The sequence below is a fragment of the Blastococcus sp. SYSU DS0619 genome (genome assembly GCF_054051035.1).
The window spans coordinates 292,757-312,013 of sequence record NZ_JBJHAM010000002.1 but is presented as its reverse complement, the minus strand read 5'-3'; the positions used below and the strand labels follow the sequence as shown (position 1 = coordinate 312,013).

Below are 19,257 nucleotides of genomic sequence, written 5' to 3'. Positions count from 1 at the left end.
GCCCTTTCGTCTGCCCGCTCTGGGGGTGCTGCTCGTGGTCTGCGAGTCCTGCAGGGCTCCGAGAGCACGAGGAGCACTCCCAGAGCCCCCGGCTCAGCTGCTGAGGCGCTTCATCGTCTCCACGGTCTTCAGGCGGCCCTCACGGCTGCCGTCGAGGGGCTGCAGCATGAGCGTCGAGACACCGGCCTCGGAGAAGGCAGCGATCCGCTCGGCGACGTAGGACTCCGGGCCGATCAGCGACGACGCCCGCACCAGCTCGTCGGGAACCGCGGCGGCCGCCTCGTCCTTCTTCCCGTCGAGGTAGAGGTCCTGGATCGTCTTCGCCTCGGCCTCGTAGCCGTACCGGACGGCGAGGTCGTTGTAGAAGTTCTTGCCGCGGGCGCCCATCCCGCCGATGTAGAGGGCCAGCGTCGGCCGCACGACGTCGAGCATCGCCTCCACGTCGTCGCCGATGGCCACCGGGACGCCGGTGATGACCTGCAGCTCACCCAGGGCCGGGTCGCGCTTGGCCCTGCCGGCCGCCAGGGAGTCGCCCCAGACCGACGCCGCCTTCTCCGGCACGAAGAAGATCGGCTCCCACGCCTCGGCGATCTCGGCCGCCAGCTCGACGTTCTTCGGGCCGAGCGCGGCCAGCATCACCGGGATGCCCTCGCGGACCGGGGTGTTGATCAGCTTCAGCGGCTTCCCCAGCCCGGTGCCCTGGTCGGCCGGCAGGGGCACCGTGTACTTCTTGCCCTGGTGGTCCAGGCGCTCGCGGCGCCACACCTGGCGGCAGATCTCCACGATCTCGCGGGTGCGCTGCAGCGGGGCGTCGTAGGGGAGGCCGTGCCAGCCCTCGATGACCTGCGGGCCGGAGGCGCCCAGGCCGAGCGTGAAGCGGCCACCGGAGACGAAGTCCAGTCCGGCGGCGGTCATGGCGGTGAGCGCGGGAGTGCGGCTGTAGATGGGCAGGATCCCGCTGAGGAGCTCCACCCGCTCGGTGACGGCGGCCAGGTAGCCGAGCTGGCTGACCGCGTCGAAGGTGTACACCTCGGCCACCATGGCGAGGTCGAGGCCGGCCGACTCCAGGTCGCGGATCTCCGCCGCCGTCTCCTGGAACCCGCCGCTGTAGCTGGCCTGGATGCCGATGCGCACGTGCACTCCTCTGTGTCGCGGCACCACCGTTGGCGCCTCCCGCACGCTATCGGTCCCCGCGCCGGGGGCGCGGTGGAGCTGTCCCAGGGGTGCCGGCAGCGGTAGTGTCCGGGCACCCCGGCTGCCGCCCGTGCGCTCGCCGGTCGACCTGTCGACCGGTGTGAGGCACCCGGCTTTGACCGGTTCACCAGGCACGGGTATCGTGGTCAGCCGTGCCCAGGGTGCCCTGGGCCTGCTCCCGTTCGCGGTGCGCCTGGGTGGCCAGAGATGACGAATCTCGGGCCGCCGGGGACCGCCCTCCCGGCCCGGCCGGGGTGGGGTGGCGGCGCCGAGTCGCGAGGGGCAACCGAGTTCGGTCCGACGCGGACCGGTCCCGGGGAGGGCGACACACCCGACCGCGTGGACCGGACGGTGGAACATGGCCGGGGTCGGGAAGGTTCCGCAAGGAGCCGGCACCCGAGCACCGCAGCAGAGCACGACCTAGTCAGCAGGAATTCGACAGCTTCACCCAGCGCAGGTAGGAGATCCAGGCCACCCATGCCCACGATCAACCAGCTGGTCCGCAAGGGCCGCGAGGACAAGGTCGAGAAGACCAAGACCCCGGCGCTGAAGGGTTCGCCCCAGCGTCGCGGAGTCTGCACGCGCGTGTACACGACGACGCCGAAGAAGCCGAACTCGGCGCTGCGCAAGGTCGCTCGCGTCCGCCTCACCAGTGGCATCGAGGTGACCGCGTACATCCCGGGCGTCGGCCACAACCTGCAGGAGCACTCGATGGTGCTCGTGCGCGGTGGACGCGTGAAGGACCTGCCCGGCGTGCGCTACAAGATCATCCGTGGCTCGCTGGACACCCAGGGTGTCCGCAACCGCAAGCAGGCTCGCAGCCGCTACGGCGCGAAGAAGGAGAAGAGCTAATGCCGCGCAAGGGCCCCGCGCCGAAGCGTCCGCTGGTCGCCGACCCGGTGTACCAGTCGCCGCTGGTCACCCAGCTGGTGAACAAGGTGCTGGTCGACGGCAAGCGCTCGGTCGCCGAGGCGATCGTCTACGGCGCCCTCGAGGGTGCCCGCGCCAAGACCGACACCGACCCGGTCGTCACGCTCAAGCGCGCGCTGGACAACGTGAAGCCGGCCCTCGAGGTCCGCAGCCGCCGCGTCGGTGGTGCGACCTACCAGGTCCCGGTCGAGGTCCGCGCCTCCCGCAGCACGACGCTCGGCCTGCGCTGGCTCATCCAGTACAGCCGGGCCCGTCGCGAGAAGACGATGACCGAGCGCCTGATGAACGAGCTGCTCGACGCGAGCAACGGTCTCGGTGCCGCCGTGAAGCGGCGCGAGGACACGCACAAGATGGCCGAGTCGAACAAGGCCTTCGCGCACTACCGCTGGTAACGCACGCCACCAGCGCCCGCCGTCGGCGGGAACCCCGGGCGATCCCCGGCACCCGCACACGGACCAGGACGAAGAGGAGAAGCAATGGCCAGCAACGAGGCCCAGCTCCGCAAGACCCGGAACATCGGCATCATGGCGCACATCGACGCCGGCAAGACCACTACCACCGAGCGCATCCTCTTCTACACCGGTATCACGTACAAGATCGGTGAGGTCCACGACGGCGCGGCCACGATGGACTGGATGGAGCAGGAGCAGGAGCGCGGCATCACCATCACGTCGGCCGCGACGAAGTGCTCCTGGAACGGCCACGACATCAACATCATCGACACCCCCGGGCACGTCGACTTCACCGTCGAGGTGGAGCGGTCCCTGCGCGTGCTCGACGGTGCGGTGGCGGTGTACGACGGCGTCGCCGGTGTCGAGCCGCAGACCGAGCAGGTGTGGCGGCAGGCCGAGAAGTACGGCGTCCCCCGCATGTGCTTCGTCAACAAGCTCGACCGCACCGGTGCGAACTTCTTCCGCTGCGTCGACATGATGGTCGAGCGGCTCGCTGCCAACCCCCTGGTGCTGCAGCTGCCGATCGGCGCCGAGGCCGACTTCATCGGTGTCGTCGACCTGGTGACGATGAAGGCCCTCACCTGGCGCGGTGAGACCAAGATGGGCGAGGACTACGCGGTCGAGGAGATCCCGGCCGAGCTCGCCGACCAGGCCGCCGAGTACCGCGAGAAGCTGCTCGAGAACATCGCGGACTTCGACGACTCGCTGATGGAGGACTACCTCGGCGGCGAGGAGATCGCGACCGATCGCCTGAAGGCGGCGATCCGCAAGGCGACCATCGCCGGCCAGGTCAACCCGGTCCTCACCGGCACGGCGTTCAAGAACAAGGGCGTGCAGCCCCTGCTCGACGCCGTCGTCGACTACCTGCCCAGCCCGCTGGACATCGAGGCCATCGTGGGCACCGCCCTCGACGGCGAGACCGAGGTCCTCCGGCACGCCGACGAGGACGAGCCGTTCTCGGCGCTGGCGTTCAAGATCCAGACCGACCAGCACCTGGGCAAGCTGACCTACATCCGGGTCTACTCCGGGCGGCTCGACGCCGGTTCCCCCGTGCTGAACAGCACGAAGGACCGCAAGGAGCGGGTCGGGAAGATCTACCAGATGCACGCCAACAAGCGCGAGGAGCGCGCGGGCGTGGGCGCCGGCCAGATCGTCGCGGTCAACGGGATGAAGCAGACCACGACCGGTGACACCCTCTGCGACCCGCAGAAGCCGGTGATCCTCGAGTCGATGAGCTTCCCCGCCCCGGTCATCTCGGTCGCCATCGAGCCGAAGACCAAGAGCGACCAGGAGAAGCTCGGCACCGCGATCCAGAAGCTCGCCGAGGAGGACCCGACCTTCCAGGTCAAGCTCGACGAGGAGACCGGCCAGACGGTCATCTCCGGCATGGGCGAGCTCCACCTGGAGATCCTCGTCGACCGCATGCGGCGCGAGTTCAACGTCGAGGCGAACGTCGGCAAGCCGCAGGTCGCCTACCGCGAGACGATCCGCAAGGCCGTCGAGCGCTACGACTACACCCACAAGAAGCAGACGGGTGGCTCCGGGCAGTTCGCGAAGGTCCAGATCGCGATCGAGCCGCTCGAGATGAGCGCCGACTCGGCGACCTACGAGTTCGAGAACAAGGTCACCGGTGGGCGCGTGCCGAAGGAGTACATCCCTTCGGTGGACCAGGGCATGCAGGACGCCATGCAGTACGGCGTGCTGGCCGGCTACCCGATGGTGGGCGTCAAGGCGTCCCTCCTCGACGGCCAGTACCACGAGGTCGACTCCTCGGAGATGGCCTTCAAGATCGCCGGCTCGATCGCCTTCAAGGAGGCGGCACGCAAGGCGAGCCCGGCCCTGCTCGAGCCGCTGATGGCGGTCGAGGTGACGACGCCCGAGGAGAACATGGGCGACGTCATCGGCGACCTCAACTCCCGCCGCGGGATCATCCAGGCGATGGAGGAGCGCTCCGGCGCCCGCATCGTCAAGGCCCTGGTGCCGCTGTCGGAGATGTTCGGCTACGTGGGCGACCTGCGCAGCCGCACCCAGGGACGGGCGAGCTACTCGATGGTGTTCGACTCGTACGCCGAGGTCCCGGCCAACGTCGCCAAGGAGATCATCGCGAAGGTGACGGGCGAGTAGTCCCGGCACCACCGAGCACTGCCCGCAACCCCCAGAGCACGCACCACCTGCGTAACCACGAGGAGAGGAACCCAGTGGCCAAGGCCAAGTTCGAGCGGAACAAGCCGCACGTCAACATCGGCACCATCGGGCACATCGACCACGGCAAGACGACGCTGACCGCGGCGATCACCAAGGTCCTGCACGACAAGTACCCGAACCTCAACGAGGCGTCCGCGTTCGACCAGATCGACAAGGCGCCCGAGGAGAAGGCTCGCGGGATCACGATCTCGATCGCGCACGTCGAGTACCAGACCGAGAACCGGCACTACGCGCACGTCGACTGCCCCGGGCACGCCGACTACATCAAGAACATGATCACGGGTGCCGCGCAGATGGACGGCGCGATCCTGGTTGTGGCCGCCACCGACGGTCCGATGCCGCAGACCAAGGAGCACGTCCTCCTGGCCCGCCAGGTCGGCGTCCCCTACATCGTCGTCGCGCTCAACAAGGCCGACATGGTCGACGACGAGGAGATCCTGGAGCTCGTGGAGCTCGAGGTCCGCGAGCTGCTCAGCGAGTACGAGTTCCCGGGCGACGACGTCCCCGTGGTCCGCGTCTCCGCGCTGAAGGCCCTCGAGGGCGACGCCGAGTGGGGCGACAAGCTCATGGAGCTCATGAACGCTGTCGACACCGCGATCCCGGAGCCGGAGCGCGAGATCGACAAGCCGTTCCTCATGCCGGTCGAGGACGTCTTCACGATCACCGGTCGCGGCACCGTCGTCACCGGCCGTGTCGAGCGCGGCATCGTCAAGGTCTCCGAGGAGATCGAGATCGTCGGTATCCGCGAGGGTTCGACGAAGACGACCGTCACCGGCGTCGAGATGTTCCGCAAGCTGCTCGACCAGGGCCAGGCCGGCGACAACGTGGGTCTGCTCCTCCGCGGCATCAAGCGCGAGGACGTGGAGCGCGGCCAGGTCGTCGTGAAGCCCGGCTCGATCACCCCGCACACCAACTTCGAGGGTTCGGTCTACATCCTCTCGAAGGACGAGGGTGGCCGTCACACGCCGTTCTTCAACAACTACCGTCCCCAGTTCTACTTCCGGACGACGGACGTGACGGGCGTCGTGACCCTGCCCGCCGGCACCGAGATGGTCATGCCGGGCGACAACACCGAGATGACGGTGGAGCTGATCCAGCCCATCGCCATGGAGGAGGGTCTCCGCTTCGCCATCCGCGAGGGTGGCCGCACCGTCGGCGCCGGGCGCGTCACGAAGATCATCAAGTAACACCCTGACGGGGGGGGGGGGGGGGGGGGGGGGGGGGGGGGGGGGGGGGGGGGGGGGGGGGGGGGGGGGGGGGCGGGGCGGCGGGGGGGGGGGGGGGGGGGGCGGGGGGGGGGGGGGCGGGGGGGGGGGGGGGGGGGGGGGGGGGGGGGGGGGGGGTGGGGGGGGGGGGGGGGGGGGGGGGGGGTGTGGGGGGGGGGGGGGGCCCGGGGCCCCCGCCCCCCCCCCCCCCCCCCCCCCCCCCCCCCCCCCCCCCCCCCCCCCCCCCCCCCGGACCCGCACCCGATGAGGAGCCCCTTCCGTGACGGAGCCTGCCAGCACTCCCGGGGCGCTCGGTCCCGACCACGGCTACGGGCCGGACATCGACCACGTCCTGCTCAGCGAGGAGCAGATCCGGGAGAAGATCGGCGAGCTCGCCGCCCAGGTCGCTGCCGACTACGCGGGCAGGGAGGTCCTGCTCGTCGGCGTGCTCAAGGGCGCGGTGCTGTTCATGAGCGACTTCGCCCGCGCGCTCCAGCTGCCCACCCAGATGGAGTTCATGGCGGTGTCGTCCTACGGGTCGTCCACCAGCTCCTCGGGCGTCGTGCGCATCCTCAAGGACCTCGACCGGGACATCACGGACAAGCACGTGCTGGTGCTCGAGGACATCATCGACTCCGGCCTGACGCTGTCCTGGCTGCTGAAGAACCTCGGCGGCCGCTCGCCCGCCTCGCTCGAGGTCTGCGCCCTGCTGCGCAAGCCCGACGCGGTCAAGGTCCAGGTGCCGGTCAAGTACATCGGCTTCGACATCCCGAACGAGTTCGTCATCGGCTACGGCCTGGACTACGCCGAGCGCTACCGCGACCTGCCCTACATCGGGACCCTCAAGCCCGAGGTGTACCAGTAACTCTGTCGTCCTCCGGACGACGACCGCGGCCAGGTGCGGTCCCCCGGCTGCGCTGAGCCCTCCCGTCGCAGCCGGTGAGGACCCTCCGGGCCCGTCCCGGCTGCGACCCTCGCAGGGCGGGTCGCCTCGGGTGCCGCGGCTGCCTGCCGTTCCCGGTTCTCGTCCGGCGCGTCTCCGGTCCGCCTCGGGGAGCCTCCGGCCCCCGCTCGGTGCACCGGTCCGGCGGAGCGGCCGCAGCGCTACCCGCCCGGGGGGTTCCCAGGTCGCGTGCAGGAATCGGACAGGTCAGCCGGTGTACCGTCGATGCCGACGACGCTGCATCGAGCGCCGGGGTCCGTACCCGGGCCGTTGGTGGTGTCCTGGGACGATCAGGAGGGTCGACGGGCAGGCCGGCACGCCGGCTCCCGGTATCGGTGTATGGAACGCAAGAAGATCTTCCGCTCCGTCTGGTTCTGGGTCGTCCTGGTGATCCTGCTGGCGCTCACCGTCTCCTCGGTGTTCAGCGGCGACGCTGCCCTCAAGGAGATCACCACCTCGACCGCCCTCGAGCAGATCGAGGAGGGCAACGTCGAGTCGGCGACGCTCAACACCAAGGAGCAGACCCTCGACCTGGTGCTCACCGACGAGGTCGAGGGCGCCACCGAGGTGACCACGTCCTACCCGGTGGCGATCGAGGACCAGATCGTCGACCTGCTGCGTGCCGAGGACGGCGAGTCCGAGTTCGACACCAACGTCACCCAGGACAGCCTCCTGGTCAGCCTGCTGGTCAGCTTCCTGCCCTTCCTGATCCTCCTGCTCCTACTGTTCTGGCTGTTCAACTCGATGCAGGGCGGCGGCCGCGGCGTCATGGCCTTCGGCAAGTCCAAGGCCAAGCAGTTGACCAAGGACATGCCGAAGACGACGTTCGGTGACGTCGCCGGTGCCGACGAGGCGATCGAGGAACTGCAGGAGATCAAGGACTTCCTGCAGAACCCGGTCAAGTTCCAGGCCGTCGGCGCCAAGATCCCCAAGGGCGTCCTGCTGTTCGGCCCGCCCGGGACCGGCAAGACGCTGCTGGCCCGCGCCGTCGCCGGTGAGGCCGGCGTCCCGTTCTTCTCCATCTCCGGCTCGGACTTCGTCGAGATGTTCGTCGGCGTCGGTGCCAGCCGGGTCCGCGACCTGTTCACCCAGGCCAAGGAGAACGCGCCGGCGATCATCTTCGTCGACGAGATCGACGCCGTCGGCCGGCAGCGCGGCGCCGGCATGGGCGGCGGTCACGACGAGCGCGAGCAGACGCTCAACCAGATGCTCGTCGAGATGGACGGCTTCGACGTCAAGGGCGGCGTCATCCTGATCGCCGCGACCAACCGGCCGGACGTCCTCGACCCGGCGCTGCTCCGCCCGGGTCGCTTCGACCGCCAGATCGCCGTCGACCGCCCCGACCTCCTGGGCCGCAAGCGGATCCTGGAGGTGCATGCGAAGGGCAAGCCGCTGGCGCCCGACGTCGACCTCGAGACCGTCGCCCGACGCACCCCGGGCTTCACCGGCGCGGACCTCGCCAACGTGCTCAACGAGGGCGCGCTGCTGACCGCCCGCAACAACGGGTCGCTGATCACCGACGAGACCCTCGAAGAGGCCATCGACCGGGTGATCGCCGGCCCGGAGCGCAAGACGCGGGCGATGAGCGAGAAGGAGAAGAAGGTCACCGCCTACCACGAGGGCGGGCACGCCCTGGTGGCGCACGCACTGCCCAACCTGGACCCGGTGCACAAGGTGACGATCCTGCCGCGCGGCCGCTCGCTGGGGCACACGCTGGTTCTCCCGACCGAGGACAAGTACACCCAGACGCGCTCGGAGATGATCGACACGCTCGCCTACGCCCTCGGCGGGCGCGCGGCCGAGGAGCTGGTCTTCCACGAGCCGACCACCGGCGCGGGCAACGACATCGAGAAGGCCACCTCGATGGCCCGGGCGATGGTCACCCAGTACGGCATGAGCGCCAAGCTCGGCGCGGTGAAGTACGGCAGCGCCGACTCCGAGCCGTTCATGGGCCGCGACATGGGCTCCCGCCCGGACTACTCCGAGGCCGTGGCCGGCGACATCGACGCCGAGATCCGGGCGCTGATCGAGGCCGCGCACGACGAGGCCTGGGAGATCCTGGTCGAGTACCGCGACGTCCTCGACCAGCTGGTGCTCGAGCTGATGGAGAAGGAGACGCTGTCCAAGGAGGACATGGCGCGCATCTGCGCGCCGGTCGCCAAGCGGCCCTCCCTCGCGCCGTACAACGGCTTCGGCAAGCGCACCCCGTCCACCCAGCCGCCGGTGCTCACGCCGTCCGAGCGGGCCGGGCACAACGGCTCCGTCCCCGACACCACTCCCGTCGGCGACGTCGGGGCCCCGGCCCAGCGATGAGTGAGATCCCGGCGGAACCGGAGGACCAGCTGCTGAAGCCGGCTCCCGGGGTCGACCAGGAGCGGGCCGCCGCGGCGATCCGCGAGCTGTTGATCGCCGTCGGGGAGGACCCGGACCGGCCCGGCCTGCAGGACACCCCGGCGCGGGTCGCCCGCTCCTACACGGAGACCTTCGCCGGCCTCTGGCAGGACCCGTTCGACATCCTCGCCACGACGTTCGACGAGGACCACGACGAGCTGGTGCTGGTCAAGGACATCCCGATGTACTCGACCTGCGAGCACCACCTCGTGCCCTTCCACGGGGTGGCGCACGTCGCCTACATCCCGGGGGAGGACGGCCGGGTCACCGGGCTGTCGAAGCTGGCCCGGTTGGTGGAGGTCTACGCCCGCCGTCCCCAGGTGCAGGAGCGGATGACCCGGCAGATCGCCGACGCCCTCGCCGACGCCCTCAAGCCGCGCGGCGTGCTGGTCGTGGTCCAGGCCGAGCACCTGTGCATGGCCATGCGCGGCATCCGCAAGCCCGGCTCCTCGACCGTCACCTCGGCGGTGCGGGGGATCTTCCGGGAGAACGCGGCCACCCGCAGCGAGGCGATGAGCCTCGTGCTCGGCCGGTAGTCGGGACGCGGCGATGAGCACGGGACTCCTGCCGCGGCCGGGCCGCTGCCTGGTCATGGGCGTCCTCAACGTCACCCCCGACTCGTTCTCCGACGGCGGCTGCTTCGCCGACCCCGCGACCGCGATCGCGCACGGGCTGGCGATGCACGCGGCCGGCGCCGACTACGTGGACGTGGGCGGGGAGTCCACCCGGCCCGGTGCCGACCGCGTCGACCCCACCGAGGAGTGCCGCCGGGTGCTGCCGGTGATCCGCGAGCTGTCGGCCGCCGGCGTGCCCACGAGCGTGGACACCACCCGCGCCGAGGTCGCCGAGGCGGCGCTGGACGCCGGTGCCGTCCTGGTCAACGACGTCAGCGGCGGCCTGGCCGACGAGGGCATGGCCAAGCTGGTGGCCGACGCCGGCACGCCCTGGGTGCTCATGCACTGGCGTGGGCACAGCCGGGAGATGTACGCGGCCGCGCAGTACGGCGACGTCGTCACCGAGGTGGGCGCCGAGCTCACCGCGCGGGTCGAGGACGTCGTCGCCGCCGGGGTACGGCCCGAGCAGCTCGTGCTCGACCCCGGCCTGGGCTTCGCCAAGCGCGCCGAGCACAACTGGGCGCTGCTGGCCGGGCTCGACCGGCTCGTGGCCCTGGGGCTGCCGGTGCTCGTGGGCGCCTCCCGCAAGACGTTCCTCGGCCGGCTGCTCGCCGGGCACGACGGCACGGTCCGGCCCGCGGAGCAGCGCGACGCCGCCACGCTCGCCACCACGGTGCTGGCCGCCGAGGCCGGGGCCTGGGGCGTGCGGGTGCACGACGCCGCGGCGTCGGTCGACGCGCTGCGCACGCTCGAGGCCGTCCGGGCCGCGAAGGGAGCCGGCCGTGGCTGACCACCGCACCCCCGACCGGATCGCCGTCCGCGGCATCCGCGCCCACGCCCACCACGGGGTCTACGCCTTCGAGCGCGAGCGCGGCCAGATGTTCCGCGCCGACGCCGTCCTGGAGCTCGACACCTCGGCCGCGGCCGCCGGCGACGATCTCGACCGCACGGTGAACTACGCCGATCTCGCCCAGCAGTTGCACGCGGTGCTGAACGGGGAGCCGGTCAACCTCCTGGAGACCCTGGCCCAGCGGCTGGCCGACGTCTGCCTGGCCAACGAGCTCGTCGACGCCGTCGAGATCACCGTGCACAAGCCCGAGGCCGAGCTGGGCGTCCCGTTCGACGACGTCACGGTCACCATCCGGCGAGAGCGCCGGTGACCCGCGCCGTCCTGTCGCTGGGGGCCAACCTCGGCGACCGCGCCGGCGCGCTCCGCGGCGCGGTGGCAGCACTCACGGAGCACGGCCTCGTCGCCCGTTCCACGCTGTACGAGACGCCGCCGTGGGGGCCGGTCGAGCAGCCGCCGTACCTCAACGCGGTCGTCGTCGTCCGCGGCGACCGGGACGCGCGTGGCTGGCTGGCCCTGGCGCACCAGCTGGAGGAGGCGGCCGGCCGCACCCGCGAGGTGCGGTGGGGCGCCCGCACCCTGGACGTCGACGTGGTCACCGTGACCGCGGACGACGGCTCGCCGGTGCTCTCCGACGACCCCGAACTCACCCTGCCGCACCCGCGGGCGCACGAGCGGGCCTTCGTGCTGGTGCCGTGGCTGACCCTCGACCCGACCGCCGTCCTCCCGGGGCGCGGGAAGGTCACCGACCTCGTGGCAGCGCTCGACCCCGCGGACGTCGCCGCGGTCGTGCGCTGGGACCACCTCCACTGAGCCGGCCGTGACCCCCGTCCGCCGCCGGGACCTCGCCGTGCTCGCCCTCGGGCTGGCCGTGGCGACCTGGCTGCTCGTGCGCACCTGGTACGGGGACGTGCCGCCACTGCGCTGGTGGCTGTCGGCGCCGCTGGCCGTCCTGGCGCTCGCCGAGGCGCTGGGCGCCCGCACCCTCCGGACCCGGCTGTCCGCCCTGCGGGAGGCCCGGGCCGGCCGGGCCCCCGTCGACGGGCGGGCGCCGGTCGTGCGGCCGGTGGAGCCGATGCTGGTGGCACGTCTGGCCGTCCTCGCCCAGGCCAGCGCCTACGTGGGTGCGGTGTTCACCGGCATCTGGGCCGGGGTGCTGCTGCACGTCGGACCGGCGGTGGGCCGGCTCCAGTACGCCGGCAGCGACGCCGTCGCCGCCCTGATCGGGCTGGTGAGCTCGGCCGCGCTGATCGCCGCGGCGCTGTGGCTGGAGTCGGTCTGCCGCATCCCCCCGGAGGACGACCGCCCTCCCGACGGCGTCAGCGCCTGAGCACATCGTCGTCCTCCGGACGACACCGCGGCCAGGAGCCGTCCCCGCTTGCCCTGAGCGCGTCCATCGTGCCTACGCGGAACCCTCCGGGCCCCACTCGGCACGATCATGCAAAAGTGGCGCCGGCGGTCTCGGGGACGGTGCCCTCGACGGAGCGGCGCAGCGCGGTGTGCAGCGACTCCGGGGTGAGGACGCCGAGGAACCGGTCGCCGTCGAGCACGGCGACCCAGCCGGCCTCCTGCTGGAGCATCGTGGCGAACGCCGTCTTCAGCGAGGCGTCCCGCGGCACCCATGCCTCCATGCGCCGGGCCGCCGAGCGGACCGTGCCCGGCCCCTCGGACCGCTCCAGAGGCAACCAGCCGTGCAGGTTGCCGGCGTCGTCGAGGACGACGGCCCAACGGGCACCGGAGTCGCGCAACGCCGAGCGGGCGTCGGCCAGTCCGTCGGCCACGTGCACCACCGGTGGCTGCTCGAGGTCGGCGGCGTCGATACCGGTCACCGCCAGCCGCTTGAGCCCGCGGTCGGCGCCCACGAAGTCGGCGACGAAGTCGTTCGCCGGCCGGCCCAGGATCTCGGCGGGGGTCGCGAACTGCTCCACCCGGCCGCCCCCGCTCATGACGGCGATGCGGTCACCGATCCGCACGGCCTCCTCGATGTCGTGGGTGACGAAGACGATCGTCTTGCGGACGGACTCCTGCAGCCGGAGGAACTCCGACTGCAGCCGCTCGCGCACGACGGGGTCCACCGCCGAGAACGGCTCGTCCATGAGCAGGACGCCGGGATCGGCGGCCAGGGCGCGTGCCACGCCGGCCCGCTGCCGCTGACCGCCGGACAGCTGGTGGGGGTAGCGGTCGCCGTGGACGGCCGGGTCGAGCCCGACGACGTCGAGCAGCTCGTCGACGCGGGCGCGGGTGCGCCGCTTGTCCCAGCCCAGCAGCCGCGGCACGGTGCCCACGTTGACCCGCACGGTCTGGTGCGGGAAGAGGCCGACGTTCTGGATGACGTAGCCGATGCGCCGGCGCAGCTGCACCGGATCGGCACCCGTGACGTCCTCGCCGCCGAGCAGGATGCGCCCGGTCGACGGTTCGATGATCCGGTTGATCATCTTCATCGTGGTCGTCTTGCCGCAACCGGAGGGCCCGACCAGGACGGTCAGCTCGCCGGCCGCGAACGTCAGGTCCAGCTCGGCCACGCCGACGGTCCCGTCGGCGTAGACCTTGCTCACCCCCTCGAGGCGGATCTCCTCGGCGCCGCCGGGAGCTGCGGACGGGCGAGGTGACGACGTCGGCGAGGCGGGCGGGGGAGCAGTAGCGTCCACGAGGTGGCCTTCCTGGTACGCGCCCGATGGTGAACGCGGCGAGCACCGTGCTGCTCGCGGTCGATGCGGCGCCGAATCCCTGGTTCGACCCGTCCTACGTGACGTCCAACTGGGACACCATTGTGGGCTACCTGGGCGAGCACGTCAGGCTCACGATCGCCGCCGTCGTCCTCGGGGCGCTGATCGCGCTGCCGCTTGCCCTGCTGGCCCGCCGCAGCCGGTGGCTGGCCGGTCCGGTCCTCGGGTTGTCCACGCTGATCTACACGATCCCGTCGCTGGCGATGTTCGCCTTCGTCGCGCCGATCACCGGCATCACCGCGACGACCGTGCTCATCGGCCTCGTCCTGTACTCGCTGGTGATCCTGGTACGCAACTTCCTCGCGGGCCTCCAGGCGGTGCCGGCCGACGTGCGGGAGGCGGCGCGGGGCATGGGCTACGGGCCGGTCCGGCTCTTCTGGCAGGTCGAGCTGCCGCTGGCCCTGCCGGCGTTCATGGCCGGCATCCGGGTCGCCACCGTGTCGACGGTCGCGCTGGTCACCGTGGGCGTCATCGTCGGCCACGGCGGGCTCGGACAGCTGATCACCGGGGGGTTCGCGGCGAACTTCTACCGCGCGCAGATCGTGACCGGAGCCGTGGGGTGCGTCCTGCTCGCCCTGCTCGCCGACCTGCTCCTGGCCGGCGCGGAGCGGTTGCTCACCCCCTGGGCCCGGGGGGCACGGGCGTGAACCGGTTCTCCGACGCGCTCGTGTACCTCAACGACCCGTTCAACTGGAGCCGGTCCGGGGGCATCCTCGACCTGCTCGCCGAGCACCTGCGGATCTCGGTCCTCGCCGTGCTGGCCGCCATGCTCGTGGCACTCCCCGTGGGGGTCCTGCTGGGGCACACCGGCCGCGGGGGCGGGTTCACGGTGGCGCTGTCCAACGTGTCCCGCGCCGTGCCGACGCTGGCGCTGCTCACCATCTTCGCGGTCACCCCGATCGGCTTCGGGCCGACGGCGACGACCATCGCGCTGGGCGTCTTCGCCGTCCCCCCGATCCTCACCAACACCTACGTCGGCTTCCGCGGGGTGGACCGCGACGTCGTCGAGGCCGCGCGCGGCATGGGTCTCTCGGGACGGCAGGTGGCGATGCGCGTGGAGCTGCCGCTGGCCGCTCCGCTGCTGATGACCGGCGTCCGCACCGCCGCCGTCCAGGTGGTGGCCACGGCCACGCTCGCCGCTCTGGTGGCCGGTGGCGGGCTCGGCAGCATCATCACGCTGGGGTTCCGCCAGCAGGACTACGGCGCCGTCGTCGCCGGTGCGGTCCTGGTCGCCGCCCTCGCCGTGCTCACCGAACTGCTCCTCGTGGCCGTGTCCTGGGCGCTCACCCCGGGGGAGAAGCGGCTGCCCTTCCTCCGCGCCCGGCGGACCGCCCCGGTCCCGGAGCCGACCTCCTCGGGCGTCCCCCTCTGATCACGCGTCGGTAACGGAATCCCGGCGACGGCCATCTCGATTGCGTTGTGTGCAACGGAGCGGTTCGATGGTGCCTGCGGGAGTCCTCCCGCCAGACACGCGTGACTGCAACAGGCGGTCACGGGACACAGAAGGCGGGCTCATGCGCGCACGTACCCGGCACCTCATCCCTCTCGCCATGGCCGCGGCCCTCACCGCTGCCTGCGGCGAGTCCGGCTCCTCCGGCACCGGAGGCGCCGCCGGCGGCGACGCCCAGGCGTCGGGCGAGACCTGCGCCCCCGTCCCCGGCGACCAGCTGGTCGTCCTGGAGGACGACCAGGAGCTGCAGAACGCCGACAACGTCATCCCGGCGGTCAACGCGGCCGCGGCCGAGGCCAACCCGGCGCTGCTCGAGACGCTGAACACCGTCTCCGAGGTGCTCACCACCGAGGACCTGATCGCGATGAACGCCGCGGTCGACGTCGAGCGGCAGGCCGTGGACGAGGTGGCCGCCGCCTACGTCGCCGAACAGGGCCTGGACTCGGGGGTCAGCGGCGGCAGCGGCTCGATCGTGGTCGGGGCGGCCGGCTTCACCGAGTCGCAGATCCTGGCCACCGTGTACGCCGACGTGCTCACCGCGGCGGGCTTCGACGCGTCCGTGCAGACGGTGGGCAACCGCGAGCTGTACCTGCCCGCCCTGCAGCGCGGCGAGATCCAGGCGTTCCCCGAGTACCTGGCCACCGTCACCGACATCATCAACCGGCAGCTCAACGGCAGCGAGGCCGAGGGGGTCGCCTCCGGCGACGTCGACGCGACGGTCGAGGAGCTCACCCCGCTCGCCGAGCAGGCCGGGCTCGTCTTCGGGGAGCCGGCCGCGGCCGCCGACCAGAACGCGTTCGCCGTCACCCAGGAGTTCGCCGACCAGCTGGGCGTCACCACGCTCACCGAGCTGGCCGATGCCTGCGGCGACGGGTCGCTGATCCTCGGCGGACCGGGCGAGTGCCCGACGCGGCCGCAGTGCCAGCCCGGTCTGGAGGAGACCTACGGCCTGCAGTTCGCCGACTTCCAGGAGTACGACGAGGGCGGCCCGCTGACCAAGACCGCCATCCAGCAGGGCGAGGTCTCCATCGGCCTGGTCTTCAGCTCCGACGGCGCCCTCGCCCAGCAGTAAGCACCGTCCTGGCTCACCACCAGGGGTCCTGGCTCACCGTCGACGCTGAGCCAGGACCCCTGATGATCAGGTCACCTGATCATCAGGCGTACCAGCCGCCGGGGGGCAGCAGCTCCCCGGCGGCGACCGGCGTCGTCACCCGGTTGCCCTCCGGGGCCAGCGGGCAGGACCAGCGCGGGTCGTAGGCGCAGGACGGGTGGTAGGCGAAGTTGAGGTCGACCACCAGCCGGTCGCCGTCGCCGCCCAGGTCGGCCCCCTTCACGGTGTCCAGCAGGTAGCGCCCGCCGCCGTAGGTCGTGCCGCCGGCGCTGCCGTCGCGCAGCGGCAGGAAGACCCCGCCGCCGTAGAGCGCCACCCACCAGACGTCGAGCCGGCCGACGCCGGGCAGCGTGACGGCGCCGATCCGCTCCAGCGGCACCACGCCGTCGGCGGCCGTCGGCACCTCCAGCCGCTGCGGAGCGGCCGGCTCCAGCACCGGCTCGAACCGCAGCGCCGGGTCGTACGGGGCCACCGGCAGGCCCCGGAACGCCGCCCGGGCGCCCGCGTCGAGCGGTGACTGGGGATGGCCGGCGAACAGCTCGTCGCGGCCGGCGCGCCACCGCCGCCAGCCGTCCTCGGGATCCGGGGCGGCCCGGACGTCGGCGTGCAGCGCGGCCACCCGGCGGCGCCAGTCCAGCAGCGAGAGAGTCACCTCAGCACTGTGGCACTTCCGACCACGGACGGCACGGGAGCGGTTCCGCCCGGTGAGCGCCACTCGTCGCTACGCTGGTCCCATGCCCCGCCGCGAGGACGACGACGTCGCCCGCGGCCCTGCCCTCCCGGCCTCCCGGACGATGTTGCAGGCAGGCGGGTTCGTGCTCGCCGCGGGAGCCACGCTGGCCGTTTTCCTGACCGACGACGCCCAGCTGCTGCGGGTCGCCGTCGTGGCGGTCGCCTGGGCGTTCGTGCTCGCGACGTTCGCCGCGGGCCGGCGCGGCGCCGACCGGGTGCGCGCCGCGGCCCGGGAGGTGGACCTGCGCCGCGCCTACGAGCTGGAGCTCGACCGCGAGGTCGCCGCCCGCCGGGAGTACGAGCTCGAGCTCGAGAACGAACTGCGCCGCGAGACCGAGGACTCGATGCGCGCGGAGCTCGACGCGCTGCGCGGGGACATCGCCGCCCTGGCCGGTCTGCGCGACGAGGTGGCGCAGGTGTCGAGCATGCGGGGGGACCTCGCCGCGCTCAGCGGGCTGCGCGACGATGTGGCCCGGGTGGCCGCGCTCCGCGACGACGTGGCCCGGGTGGCCGCGCTCCGCGACGACGTCGCCGCCCTGGCCGGGCTCAGGGGTGAGCTGGGCCAGCTGGCCGCGCTGCGCGAGGACATGGGCCGGCTCCGCACGGAGCTGGCCGAGCAGCTGTCCAGCGAGATGCTGGTCGAGCGGATCGTCATGCGCACCCAGGCCAGCCGGCTGCCGGGGGAGGCTGCCCGCCTGGACGGGCCGGCCCGCACCCTCGACGGCGGGGCCGGCTGGAGCGACGAGGCGCCGCCCCGCGAGCTGACCGGTGGCTGGCCGGCGATCCGGCTGGACGAGCCGCGCCCCACCCAGCAGTTCGAGCAGGTGCACACCAGCACCAGCACCTGGTCCGCCGCGCCGGCGCCGGCGACCACGTCCTTCCCGGCGCCGACCCCGCCGGCCCCGGTGCCCGCCGCCGCACCGCCGCCGGCCGTGCTGCGCCCCCCGGTGCCCCCGGCCGCCACCCGCCGTCCGGCGCCGCCGGTGCCGGTGCCGGTGCCCGCGCCGGAGTACGGCCGGCACGACCGTGCCGCGGCGCACGAGGACGATCCCCACCTCGGTGGCCGCCCCTCGCGGCACGCGTCCGACGGCCCGCCGCCGGTCGACCCCCTGCCCTCCCCGCTGGAGTGGCTGGCCGCCCGGTCGCTGCTCGACACCCCGGCCGGCGACGCCCCGCAGCGCCGCCGCACCGACGACCTCGAGCCCCCGCTGCCCGCTGCCGCGGCGCCCACGACCCAGCACCCGGCGATGGCGCCGCACTGGGCGGCGCCGCAGCCGGAGCCGGACGGCGGGACGGGCCCGGACGCCCCCGTCCGGCTCGAGCAGATCCTCGCGGAGAACGGCGTCAGCCCCTCGTCGGGCGGGCGCCGCCGGCGGCGCTACCGGGAGGAGGACGACTCCGACGACGTCCTGGCCCGGGTGCTCGGCCGCTGAGGCCGGTCAGCGGGGGCCGCGCGAGAGCCCGCCGCCGTCGATCACCAGGGTCTGGCCGGTGACCCAGCCGGCGCCGTCGCCGAGGAGGTAGGCCGCGGCCTCGCCGATGTCCTCGGGCGTGCCCAGGCGGGCCATCGGGTAGGCCTGCGCGGCCTCCGCCTCGCGACCCTCGTACAGGGCCCCCGCGAACCGGGTCTTCACCACCGCCGGCGCCACCGCGTTCACCCGCACCTTCGGTGCGAGTTCCACGGCCAGCTGGGTGGTGAGGTTGATCAGCGCGGCCTTGCTCACGCCGTAGGCGCCGATCTCCTGCGAGGACCGCAGCCCGGCCACGGAGGCGACGAACAGCACCGCTCCGCCGTGCTCGGACATCCAGGCCCGCCAGGCCTCCTGCACCAGGCCCAGGGCGCCGACCACGTTGGTGTCCAGGATCTTGCGGCAGGCGTCGAGATCCAGGTCCATGAGCGGCCCGTACGCCGGGTTGATGCCGACGTTGCCGACCAGCACGTCCAGGCTGCCGAACGTCTCCACCGCGGTGCGCACCGCGGTCGCCCGGTGCTCCGGGTCGCCGGCGTTGCCGGCCACCGCGACGGCCACCTCCGGGCCGCCCAGCGCCTCGACCGCCTCGGCCAGCGCGTCGGGCTTGCGGGCGGTGAGCACCACCCGGGCCCCGCGGTCGACCAGGCTCCGGGCGATGCCCAGGCCGATGCCCCGGCTGCCGCCGGTGACCAGTGCGGTGCGTCCCTCGAACGTGTGCACGCTGCCTCCCTCGCCGATGTGCCGGCCGTCACGGTAGGGGGATCGGCGCACCCGCCGCCCGCCGGGGGGCTCCGCGCGCGCGTGAGCCACGACACAGCAACCAGGCGTTGCCTCGGGCGCACACTGGACACAGACTCGCCACCGGCAGGTCGCCCGCGTGACACAGACGGTTGCAGCGGACGCCGGCCGGCACGACCCGCACCACCCGCACGACCGCGATCCCCGACCGCGGAGATCGCGCCCGACGTCCGGTACCCGCCAGGGA

Annotated in this window: 19 protein-coding genes; 15 read left to right on the top strand and 4 right to left on the bottom strand. The window is 72.6% G+C overall.

Translation table 11 applies throughout. From position 1 onward, the window contains the following. Positions 1-93: 93 nt before the first annotated feature. Positions 94-1,134, bottom strand: coding sequence for an LLM class F420-dependent oxidoreductase (locus tag ACI79T_RS04050; RefSeq protein ID WP_456608766.1), 1,041 nt, complete (start codon positions 1,132-1,134; stop codon positions 94-96). A gap of 537 nt (positions 1,135-1,671) precedes the next feature. On the opposite strand from ACI79T_RS04050, the gene rpsL reads away from it, so the two are divergent. From rpsL to ACI79T_RS03995, 11 genes are all read left to right on the top strand, one after another. Continuing rightward, complete coding sequence (gene rpsL, locus ACI79T_RS04045; protein WP_012950487.1) at positions 1,672-2,046, top strand: 30S ribosomal protein S12; 375 nt, start codon at positions 1,672-1,674, stop codon at positions 2,044-2,046. After that, on the top strand, positions 2,046-2,516 hold the full coding sequence (rpsG, locus tag ACI79T_RS04040) for a 30S ribosomal protein S7 (protein ID WP_091929116.1): 471 nt from the start codon (positions 2,046-2,048) through the stop codon (positions 2,514-2,516). Before rpsL ends, rpsG begins: the two co-directional genes overlap by 1 nt. Positions 2,517-2,600: 84 nt before the next feature. Next, a complete protein-coding gene (fusA, locus tag ACI79T_RS04035; RefSeq protein ID WP_456608765.1) occupies positions 2,601-4,700 on the top strand; it encodes an elongation factor G in 2,100 nt (699 codons plus the stop codon). Between the two features lie 74 nt (positions 4,701-4,774). Next, positions 4,775-5,968 (top strand): elongation factor Tu, encoded by a 1,194-nt coding sequence (gene tuf, locus ACI79T_RS04030; protein ID WP_456608764.1) that lies wholly within the window; start codon positions 4,775-4,777, stop codon positions 5,966-5,968. Positions 5,969-6,266: 298 nt separating this feature from the next. After that, positions 6,267-6,851, top strand: a complete 585-nt coding sequence (hpt, locus tag ACI79T_RS04025) for a hypoxanthine phosphoribosyltransferase (protein ID WP_456608763.1) — start codon at positions 6,267-6,269, stop codon at positions 6,849-6,851. A gap of 417 nt (positions 6,852-7,268) precedes the next feature. Further along, positions 7,269-9,242, top strand: a complete 1,974-nt coding sequence (gene ftsH / locus ACI79T_RS04020; RefSeq protein WP_456608762.1) for an ATP-dependent zinc metalloprotease FtsH — start codon at positions 7,269-7,271, stop codon at positions 9,240-9,242. After that, on the top strand, positions 9,239-9,856 hold the full coding sequence (gene folE, locus ACI79T_RS04015; protein ID WP_456608761.1) for a GTP cyclohydrolase I FolE: 618 nt from the start codon (positions 9,239-9,241) through the stop codon (positions 9,854-9,856). The genes ftsH and folE overlap by 4 nt, the downstream gene beginning before the upstream one ends. A gap of 13 nt (positions 9,857-9,869) precedes the next feature. Beyond that, complete coding sequence (gene folP / locus ACI79T_RS04010; RefSeq protein ID WP_456608760.1) at positions 9,870-10,724, top strand: dihydropteroate synthase; 855 nt, start codon at positions 9,870-9,872, stop codon at positions 10,722-10,724. Next, entirely contained in the window at positions 10,717-11,094 is a 378-nt protein-coding gene (gene folB, locus ACI79T_RS04005) for a dihydroneopterin aldolase (RefSeq protein ID WP_456608759.1), read from the top strand. Before folP ends, folB begins: the two co-directional genes overlap by 8 nt. Continuing rightward, entirely contained in the window at positions 11,091-11,594 is a 504-nt protein-coding gene (folK, locus tag ACI79T_RS04000) for a 2-amino-4-hydroxy-6-hydroxymethyldihydropteridine diphosphokinase (protein ID WP_456608758.1), read from the top strand. Before folB ends, folK begins: the two co-directional genes overlap by 4 nt. Positions 11,595-11,601: 7 nt before the next feature. Next, positions 11,602-12,111: a DUF3180 domain-containing protein gene (locus tag ACI79T_RS03995; protein WP_456608757.1), complete on the top strand. Its 510-nt coding sequence runs from the start codon at positions 11,602-11,604 to the stop codon at positions 12,109-12,111. Positions 12,112-12,217: 106 nt separating this feature from the next. Here the strand turns inward: ACI79T_RS03995 and ACI79T_RS03990 are convergent, their stop codons facing one another. Then, positions 12,218-13,336 (bottom strand): ABC transporter ATP-binding protein, encoded by a 1,119-nt coding sequence (locus ACI79T_RS03990; RefSeq protein WP_456608756.1) that lies wholly within the window; start codon positions 13,334-13,336, stop codon positions 12,218-12,220. A 119-nt stretch (positions 13,337-13,455) separates the two neighbouring features. Here ACI79T_RS03990 and ACI79T_RS03985 point away from each other — a divergent pair, with 119 nt between their 5' ends. From ACI79T_RS03985 to ACI79T_RS03975, 3 genes are all read left to right on the top strand, one after another. Then, complete coding sequence (locus ACI79T_RS03985; RefSeq protein WP_456608755.1) at positions 13,456-14,154, top strand: ABC transporter permease; 699 nt, start codon at positions 13,456-13,458, stop codon at positions 14,152-14,154. Beyond that, positions 14,151-14,879 (top strand): ABC transporter permease, encoded by a 729-nt coding sequence (locus ACI79T_RS03980; protein ID WP_456608754.1) that lies wholly within the window; start codon positions 14,151-14,153, stop codon positions 14,877-14,879. Before ACI79T_RS03985 ends, ACI79T_RS03980 begins: the two co-directional genes overlap by 4 nt. Positions 14,880-15,021: 142 nt before the next feature. Next, positions 15,022-16,029, top strand: a complete 1,008-nt coding sequence (locus tag ACI79T_RS03975) for a glycine betaine ABC transporter substrate-binding protein (RefSeq protein WP_456608753.1) — start codon at positions 15,022-15,024, stop codon at positions 16,027-16,029. Positions 16,030-16,111: 82 nt separating this feature from the next. Here ACI79T_RS03975 and ACI79T_RS03970 read toward each other — a convergent pair whose 3' ends face one another. After that, the gene (locus ACI79T_RS03970; RefSeq protein WP_456608752.1) at positions 16,112-16,720 is read right to left on the bottom strand and encodes a DUF1684 domain-containing protein; all 609 of its coding nucleotides are present in this window, start codon (positions 16,718-16,720) and stop codon (positions 16,112-16,114) included. An 82-nt stretch (positions 16,721-16,802) separates the two neighbouring features. On the opposite strand from ACI79T_RS03970, the gene ACI79T_RS03965 reads away from it, so the two are divergent. Next, positions 16,803-18,233 carry a DUF6779 domain-containing protein gene (locus ACI79T_RS03965; protein ID WP_456608751.1) on the top strand — a complete coding sequence of 477 codons (1,431 nt, stop codon included), beginning with the start codon at positions 16,803-16,805 and terminating at the stop codon, positions 18,231-18,233. A 6-nt stretch (positions 18,234-18,239) separates the two neighbouring features. Here ACI79T_RS03965 and ACI79T_RS03960 read toward each other — a convergent pair whose 3' ends face one another. Continuing rightward, the gene (locus tag ACI79T_RS03960) at positions 18,240-18,992 is read right to left on the bottom strand and encodes an SDR family oxidoreductase (RefSeq protein ID WP_456608750.1); all 753 of its coding nucleotides are present in this window, start codon (positions 18,990-18,992) and stop codon (positions 18,240-18,242) included. Positions 18,993-19,257 lie beyond the last annotated feature (265 nt).

Bases quoted from the DNA above. Each gene is read 5' to 3' on its own strand.
- ACI79T_RS03975 (WP_456608753.1), top strand. From the start codon at position 15,022: ATGCGCGCACGTACCCGGCACCTCATCCCTCTCGCCATGGCCGCGGCC.
- folE (WP_456608761.1), top strand. From the start codon at position 9,239: ATGAGTGAGATCCCGGCGGAACCGGAGGACCAGCTGCTGAAGCCGGCT.
- ACI79T_RS03965 (WP_456608751.1), top strand. From the start codon at position 16,803: ATGCCCCGCCGCGAGGACGACGACGTCGCCCGCGGCCCTGCCCTCCCG.
- rpsG (WP_091929116.1), top strand. From the start codon at position 2,046: ATGCCGCGCAAGGGCCCCGCGCCGAAGCGTCCGCTGGTCGCCGACCCG.
- ftsH (WP_456608762.1), top strand. From the start codon at position 7,269: ATGGAACGCAAGAAGATCTTCCGCTCCGTCTGGTTCTGGGTCGTCCTG.
- ACI79T_RS03985 (WP_456608755.1), top strand. From the start codon at position 13,456: ATGGTGAACGCGGCGAGCACCGTGCTGCTCGCGGTCGATGCGGCGCCG.
- folP (WP_456608760.1), top strand. From the start codon at position 9,870: ATGAGCACGGGACTCCTGCCGCGGCCGGGCCGCTGCCTGGTCATGGGC.
- fusA (WP_456608765.1), top strand. From the start codon at position 2,601: ATGGCCAGCAACGAGGCCCAGCTCCGCAAGACCCGGAACATCGGCATC.
- rpsL (WP_012950487.1), top strand. From the start codon at position 1,672: ATGCCCACGATCAACCAGCTGGTCCGCAAGGGCCGCGAGGACAAGGTC.